The following is a 7,401-nucleotide window of genomic DNA, read 5'->3' as shown; positions in this document are numbered from 1 at the left end:
GATTCGGTCAGTTGTTTATAGGTCATAGTGCATTTTCCTTTGGCGAGAAAGATGCCTACTATAGCAACTGACCGCCTTTTTCAGAAATTGCACTTATCATGCGAATCCAAGCAGTGTATTTTTTTCTTGCTCTGTCAGTTGAAAGACGTTTTTATAATCCACTTTTTTTTTCCTTATTAATAGAAACATTAATTAATATAACTAATAAATAGCGCGGATAACATTAACATTTTATTTAAAATAAAATAAAGATTAATTAACACAATTCGTGATCGTAATCACTTATCATTATGAGGTTTAAAGTGAGTGGAACATTATCGAATTTAGTGACTGCTTGAACAGTCACATCTGAGAAATGGTATTTATACAAGATGCAATACAGGCTCCGTAATCTTATCCCACTGAACCGAAATTCCTTCATCATCAGGCAAATTCTGCCCTTCTTTCGTGATGAAAACCCCCAGCGCGGCAATCAGTTTTTCATTGTAATAAAGCAACGGCGTTCTCTCTCTGAGCCAAGGGGCAACCCCTAATTCTTGCCACAGTTTTTTACTGTGACGGGAATGTTGTCGCCCGACAATACTAATATTACCCTGAACCCCAAAACGAATTGCCGCTTGCTCATGACTGGTTGGTTTTCTCACTGTCATGCCATGTTCTTTAGAACAGAGCAGCGTTCCCAACCCATCTGGTAACGTCAAAGACTTCTGTAAATCCCAGGCAAGAATAGTTCCCGCCAGATCCTGATATTGCGGAAGTAGCCAAAGTTGCTGCCGATAACGACGAATATCATATTGCCCCAATCTAAAACGCGGTTCTGCATCTTGTCTGGCGAGTGCCACTTCTGACCAAATTCGTTGAAGCTGCTCTCGGGCCGGCATTTTTACCCCACACTGGCTGAGCCATCGCCGCAACAACGCATTTCGTTTTGCTTCCGAACTGTTTTCTAAAGGTGGAATGGATATCGAACCTTCTGCGGTAATCAGTGAATCCAAAGATTCTTGTAACAATTCATCCAGCAATTGTTCTTGCTCGCCACACAAACTGGCGCTGCGGGAAACCGCTTGGGGGAAATGCGGCCAACGCTGATTGAATAACGGCATGATATTCAGGCGCAGGAAATTACGGTCGTAACGATCATCTTGGTTACTGTCATCCTCAACCCATTGTAATTTTTGGGTCTGTGCGTACTCTTCCAATTCTGCACGACTTACATTTAGCAATGGGCGAATCAATGTCGTTCCCGCAAAGGGCATTCTGGCAGGCATGGAAGATAACCCAGCAGGGCCACTTCCCCGCTTCAGTGCCAACAAAAATGTTTCTGCCTGATCATCAAGATGTTGTGCTGTTGCCAGGATTTCACCCTGCTGTAGTTCGCGTTGAAAAGATTGGTAACGGGCATCTCTGGCCGCAGCTTCAACACCATTCCGCCGGATATCCAAACTCACTTTTTCAGTTCGAAAATCAACCTGCCAGTCAACACAAATCTGACGACAATGTTCGACCCACAAATCTGCCTTTGAATTTAAACCATGATGGATATGGATTGCCCTTAAGATCATTGGCTCACAATTCTGTTGCTGATAATTCTGTTGCTGATATTGAGCACGCAGACGAACCAGCAAATGTAACAATACGGTGGAATCCAACCCACCGCTAAACCCAACCAAAATCTTTTTATGCGGTTCAATTTGTTCTGCCAACACCGTCAGCAGAGATTCATGAGTATTTGTCATTACGGACTCAAGCCTTCTTTATATCTGCCAGATCAGTCTTCAATCAAATCATCCACTGGATTCTTCCCTTCAGGATCGTTGCCTTTGGCCCGGATACAAAGAAGTCCAGAGATGATAACCAGCGCTAATCCCATCACATAAGCAGGAACAAAAGCATCACCGAAAAACAGAATAATCCACATCATCGATAAGACAGGTGATAAGAATAAGATTGAAGCTATTTTATGAGAATCCGGGCTGCTCATGGCCTTGAACCAAATAATATAGGAAATCCCATTCAGTATGATGCCATTGAGCAATGTTGGCATCAGTGCATCACCAACAGGTAAGTTGATGCTGCTGAAAGCGAGCATAAATACTGCGGAAACTAATGTAGAAAAAATGAATACCCAAAGTGTGCTGATATAGGGATCAATAGCAAATTGTCTCGATAATACAGACATCAGCGCAAAACAAAATGAGCCGCTAAATACCAGAAACAAGGCCTGAGGATGTTCTACGGCAATCTCGGTTATATTGCCTTTCGTAAAAGTAATCACGACAGCCATAAATCCCATCACAATGCCAATCATCTGCCTGATGGACAGCCTTTCTTTGAACAGAAAAAACGATAAGCCGATTATCATTAATGGCCAGCTATATTGAATAACCAACACAGCCACACCATTCTCGATGGAATAACCATAATAAAGCAACAGATAGAAGAAACAGTCTAATGCGCCTAATATCAATACCTTAAGCATAACCGGAAAAGGAATGTATAACAGTTTCTTCCAGTTTCTTCCCATGATGAGAGCAACCACAAATACCGCTAAAACAGACAGGACATTTGACCAGAATAAATATTGGAAATGATCCATCTCTTTCTGACCCAAACGCGCTATAGAAGGAATAAAACTCCAGATAAATACACAAGAGAATGCATAAATAATATATTTATATTTAGCCATAGAAAAACTCAACTTATTATTTTAAAGCCAACGACTGAGGCCCTGAATCCATCCCAATATAACTAGAAATGATAATACCAGATGGCAAAGAACGTGATGGTTTCGCCCGCCATAAACAGCAAAACAGGTGGAAATACTGAAGAATGATCACTCCTCAGTACTTTCCACCTGCTATTAGTAATATTGAAAATAAAGCAGTAACTATCCAAAAATAGTTATCAATAAAACCGCTTTCAAAACCCTATTTTCTAAGCTTAACAGTAACCGTATTGCATTAAACGCTCATAACGGCGGTTAACTAGCTCTTCGCTGTTCAGTTCGCTCAATTCGGAGAGGTCAGCCAACAATTGCGTTTTCAATGCCTCAGCAATCTCTTCATAATTACGATGCGCACCACCCAGTGGTTCTGGGATAACAGTATCAATTAATTTCAACTCTTTCAGGCGTGGTGCTGTATTTCCCATCGCTTCTGCTGCCAATGGCGCTTTTTCGGCACTTTTCCACAAAATGGAAGCACAGCCTTCAGGAGAAATGGTCGAGAAGGTGCTGTATTGCAGCATGTTCACTTTATCGCCTACACTGAGTGCTAATGCACCACCAGAGCCACCTTCACCAATAACTGTACAAATCACTGGCACAGAGAGACGGGACATTTCACGCAGGTTACGGGCAATCGCTTCTGATTGACCACGCTCTTCTGCCCCCACACCAGGATATGCGCCAGGAGTATCAATGAAAGTAATGATTGGCAATTTAAAACGCTCTGCCATTTCCATCAATCTCAACGCCTTGCGATAGCCTTCCGGTGATGGCATACCGAAGTTACGACGGATTTTTTCTTTCGTTTCCCGACCTTTCTGGTGGCCAATTATCATAACCGGACGACCATCAATGCGCGCCAATCCACCCACAATTGCCTTATCATCAGCATAGGCACGATCACCCGCCAATTCTTCAAAATCGGTAAAAATGTGTTTAATATAATCTAGCGTATAGGGACGCAGAGGATGGCGTGACAATTGAGATATTTGCCATGCCCCCAAATCAGAGAAAATCTTGCGAGTCAGCTCTAGGCTTTTTTCCCGCAGACGCTGGACTTCTTCATCCAGATTTATATCTAGCTTTTCATCTTGACGGCTAACTGCGGTGAGCGAATCAATTTTCGCTTCCAGCTCGGCAATCGGCTGTTCAAAATCCAGAAAATTCAGACTCATAACGTTCCTATCTTAGTCAAATTCTAATTCTACCTGCTCGTTACCCAGCAGAGTTCGCAGATCTGTCAAAAGGGTGTCCGTTGGCGTTACCCGCCATGTTGCCCCGAATCGTAAACGGGCACGGGCATCTACCCTCTGATAATAAAGATGAACCGGTATCGTACCTGAACGATGTGGCTCCAATACACCACGAAGACGGTTCAATAATTGCTCATCAATTTGCCTGTCTGACAACGAGATAGCAAGCCCACGTGCAAATTTTTCACGAGCCTCACTGATATCCATTAATTCACGAACCGTCATTTTAAGCCCACCGCTAAAGTCATCAAAGCTGACTTGTCCGGTAGCAATCAAAATTTTGTCTTGCTCTAATAAATGTTGATATCTTTCCAACGCATCAGAAAACAACATGATTTCCAGCCGTCCAGAACGATCATCCAATGTGCTGATACCAATGCGGTTACCCCGCTTGGTTGTTACTATTTTGGATGCCAACACCAAGCCTACCACTGTCGTTACCTGACCACGAGGCGTCGGGTTCACATCTTTTAGACGCAACCCATTTGTATATCGTTCAATCTCTTTTAAATAACTTGTGATCGGGTGACCCGTTAAATACAGCCCAAGGGTTTCTCTCTCACCATCCAGAACAACCTGATCCGGCCATTTTGGCGTACTGGCATATGAACGCTCAACCTCTTCTGGCTCTTCGGCCAACACACCAAACATATCCGTTTGCCCAATCGCTTCCGCTTTGGCATGTTGATCAGCCGCTTTCAGTGCATCTTCCAGAGAGGACATCAACGCCGCACGGTGCGGCCCCAATCTGTCAAAAGCGCCGGACATTATTAGCTTTTCCATCACCCGACGGTTTAGTTTTTTAATGTCAACACGCGCGCACAGGTCAAAGAGTTCCTTGAAATGTCCTCCTTTCTGGCGGGCTTCGATAATAGCCTCAATCGGCCCTTCACCTACACCCTTGATCGCACCAATGCCATAAACAATTTCACCTTCATCATTAACATGGAAGTGATACAGACCACTATTGATATCCGGTGGCAAGACTTTAAGCCCCATGCGCCAGCATTCGTCCACCAGCCCAACGACTTTTTCGGTGTTATCCATATCCGCCGTCATCACGGCTGCCATAAATTCTGCCGGATAATGAGCCTTCAGCCATAAAGTCTGATAAGAAACCAGCGCATAAGCTGCGGAGTGAGATTTGTTGAAGCCATAACCCGCGAATTTCTCCACTAAATCGAAGATTTTCATCGAGAGCTCGCCATCAACGCCCTGTTTTATCGCCCCCTCTTCAAAGACCGAACGCTGTTTAGCCATCTCCTCTGGCTTTTTCTTACCCATTGCACGACGAAGCATATCTGCACCGCCAAGGGTATAACCCGCCAATACCTGGGCAATCTGCATCACCTGTTCCTGATACAGGATGATGCCATACGTCGGCTCCAATACAGGTTTTAAGGTTTCATGTTGCCATTCGACATCAGGGTAGGAGAGCTCTTCCCGTCCATGTTTCCGGTCAATAAAGTTATCCACCATGCCGGATTGCAATGGACCGGGGCGGAACAGCGCCACCAATGCGATCATGTCCTCAAAACAGTCAGGACGCAGGCGTTTGATCAGATCTTTCATCCCACGGGATTCAAGCTGGAACACGGCCGTGGTTTCGGAGCGTTGCAGCATATCGAAACTTTTCTGGTCATCCAGCGGGATGGCTGCAATATCAATCAGCTCCAAGCCCTTTTTAGCTCGGCGTGCATTGACCATATCAAGTGCCCAGTTGATGATGGTCAGGGTTCTCAGGCCAAGGAAGTCAAACTTAACCAGCCCCGCATATTCCACGTCGTTCTTGTCAAATTGGGTAACGGGGTTTTGCCCTTCGGGATCGCAGTAAATCGGCGCAAAATCAGTGATCTTGGTTGGTGCAATAACCACACCACCCGCATGCTTACCTGCGTTACGGGTGACACCTTCCAATTTACGCGCCATGTCGATCAGCGCCTTGACCTCTTCATCTGCTTCATAAATTTCGGGCAGTTGAGGTTCCGCCACGAAAGCTTTTTCCAGCGTCATGCCGGGATCAGGCGGCACCAGTTTTGATATGCGATCGACAAACCCGTATGGATGCCCAAGTACACGCCCGACATCACGGATAACCGCTTTTGCCGCCATCGTACCGAAGGTGATAATCTGCGATACCGCATCTCGCCCGTACATATCGGCAACATGGTCAATCACCTGATCGCGTTTTTCCATACAGAAATCGACATCGAAGTCAGGCATGGAAACACGTTCAGGGTTAAGGAAACGTTCGAACAGCAAGTCGAACTCCAACGGATCGAGATCGGTAATTTTCAACGCATAGGCGACAAGCGAACCCGCACCGGAACCACGTCCCGGCCCAACGGGAACACCGTTGTCTTTCGACCACTGGATAAATTCCATGACGATCAGGAAGTAACCGGGGAATCCCATCTGGTTGATAACTCTCAACTCAATATCCAGACGATCATCGTATCCCAGGCGTTTTTGTGCCCTGATTTCTGGATCGGGATAGAGAAACTCGAGACGTTCTTCCAGACCTTGTTTGGATTTTTTAATCAGGAAATCTTCGGTGCTCATGTCTCCCGTCGGAAATTGCGGAAGAAAGTATTCACCAAGGCGGATCGTGACATTACAGCGTTTAGCAATTTCTACGCTATTTTGCAGCGCTTCCGGGATGTCGGAGAAAAGCTCACACATCTCCTGTTCACTGCGCAGATATTGCTGAGGGCTGTAATTTTTCGGACGTTTTGGATCAACCAGTGTATAGCCATCATGAATAGCAACCCGAATTTCATGTGCATCGAAATCGGTACTTTCCAGAAAACAGACGTCATTGGTCGCCACAACTGGCACATTTTTTTCCGCTGCCAATTCTACAACGGCATGAAGATAATTCTCTTCATCCTGACGTCCGGTGCGGATTAATTCAAGATAATAGCTGTCCGGGAAATGTTCCTGATAAAAATCGAGGCACAAATCAACCATCGTCCGGTTGCCACGCAGCAGGAATTTACCCACATCTCCCATGCGCCCACCCGACAACAGGATCAATCCGGCTTTCCGCGCCGCCAGCCATTCCCGTTTGATAGTCGGGCCAATGGCACCATAGCCTTTTTGGTAAGCTTCAGAGATCAGCAAGGTCAGGTTTTGGTAACCTTCATTATTGCTAGCGAGGATCGTCAAATGGGAATATTCATCCCCTAACAGCTCACTTTCCACATAAAAGTCAGCCCCGATAATCGGCTTGATACCCGCATCGTGAGCGCTGCCATAGAATTTCACCAATCCACATAAATTGGTAAAATCCGTAATTGCAAGAGCCGGCATACCCAATTTGGCAACTTTTTTTACCAATGACCCCGTTTTAGCCAAGCCATCGATCATTGAATAGTCGCTGTGAACACGTAAGTGTACAAAACGTGGTTCTGTCATAATCTG

The 7,401-nt window shown here is 45.3% G+C and carries 4 protein-coding genes; all 4 read right to left on the bottom strand.

Translation table 11 applies throughout. The annotated features are described in order from the left end of the window. Positions 1–362: 362 nt before the first annotated feature. Entirely contained in the window at positions 363–1,736 is a 1,374-nt protein-coding gene (gene tilS / locus AAC854_RS06870; protein WP_340616441.1) for a tRNA lysidine(34) synthetase TilS, read from the bottom strand. 32 nt (positions 1,737–1,768) lie between these two features. After that, positions 1,769–2,686 (bottom strand): DMT family transporter, encoded by a 918-nt coding sequence (locus tag AAC854_RS06865; RefSeq protein WP_340616440.1) that lies wholly within the window; start codon positions 2,684–2,686, stop codon positions 1,769–1,771. Between the two features lie 254 nt (positions 2,687–2,940). Further along, complete coding sequence (gene accA, locus AAC854_RS06860; protein ID WP_273546878.1) at positions 2,941–3,900, bottom strand: acetyl-CoA carboxylase carboxyl transferase subunit alpha; 960 nt, start codon at positions 3,898–3,900, stop codon at positions 2,941–2,943. 12 nt (positions 3,901–3,912) lie between these two features. Further along, entirely contained in the window at positions 3,913–7,395 is a 3,483-nt protein-coding gene (gene dnaE / locus AAC854_RS06855; RefSeq protein ID WP_340616439.1) for a DNA polymerase III subunit alpha, read from the bottom strand. Positions 7,396–7,401 lie beyond the last annotated feature (6 nt).

It is taken from the genome of Xenorhabdus entomophaga (assembly GCF_037996725.1).
In the GTDB taxonomy this organism is placed as follows: domain Bacteria; phylum Pseudomonadota; class Gammaproteobacteria; order Enterobacterales; family Enterobacteriaceae; genus Xenorhabdus; species Xenorhabdus khoisanae.
The sequence above is the reverse complement of the archived record's forward strand: the minus strand, read 5'-3'. Positions and strand labels throughout refer to the sequence as shown.

Bases quoted from the DNA above. Each gene is read 5' to 3' on its own strand.
- tilS (WP_340616441.1), bottom strand. From the start codon at position 1,736: ATGACAAATACTCATGAATCTCTGCTGACGGTGTTGGCAGAACAAATT.
- AAC854_RS06865 (WP_340616440.1), bottom strand. From the start codon at position 2,686: ATGGCTAAATATAAATATATTATTTATGCATTCTCTTGTGTATTTATC.
- accA (WP_273546878.1), bottom strand. From the start codon at position 3,900: ATGAGTCTGAATTTTCTGGATTTTGAACAGCCGATTGCCGAGCTGGAA.
- dnaE (WP_340616439.1), bottom strand. From the start codon at position 7,395: ATGACAGAACCACGTTTTGTACACTTACGTGTTCACAGCGACTATTCA.